Source organism: Pseudomonas sp. Pseusp97, assembly GCF_047304025.1.
Lineage (GTDB): Bacteria > Pseudomonadota > Gammaproteobacteria > Pseudomonadales > Pseudomonadaceae > Pseudomonas.
The window spans coordinates 1-503 of record NZ_JBGLYK010000489.1; the positions used below are offsets into that span (position 1 = coordinate 1).

Genomic DNA, 503 nt, shown 5'->3' on the forward strand with positions numbered 1-503 from the left:
AGAGTAGGTCATCGTCAAGCTCCTATCCCAAGACCCCTGGTCAGCTTCGCTGGCCGGGGGTTTTGCTTTTGCGCGCGGAAAGTCGGGGTATAGCCGCATAGGCAATTCAGGCATGCCTCTATATGATGCGTGCCTGACTGTTGCGGGGGTGATATGCAGACCTTGCTGAAATTGCTGAGCGATGGCCGCTTTCATTCTGGAGAAGAGCTGGGTGCTCTGCTCGGAGTAAGTCGCAGCGCCGTCTGGAAGCGCCTTGAGGGCTTCGAGCGTGACTACGGCATGCTGGTGCAGCGAGTGCGCGGCCGTGGTTATCGGCTGGAAGAGCCTCTGAGCATCATCTCGTCCAGGTCCGAAGCCGGACCGTGGCCTCTCGATGTCCTGTTTTCGATCGACTCAACCAATGCCGAGGTGCTGCGACGTCTCTCGGCCGGTGCCGTGGCGCCCTTCGCCATTCTGGGGGAGCGGCAGACTGCCGGGCGGGGGCGGCGGGGGGCGGGGGGGGG

1 protein-coding gene is annotated in these 503 nt (G+C 62.8%); it reads left to right on the forward strand.

The features are described 5' to 3' along the window. Positions 1-153 precede the first annotated feature (153 nt). Positions 154-503, forward strand: a 350-nt coding sequence (locus ACCC94_RS30055; RefSeq protein ID WP_413353219.1) for an HTH domain-containing protein, incomplete at its 3' end; no start/stop codon positions are given.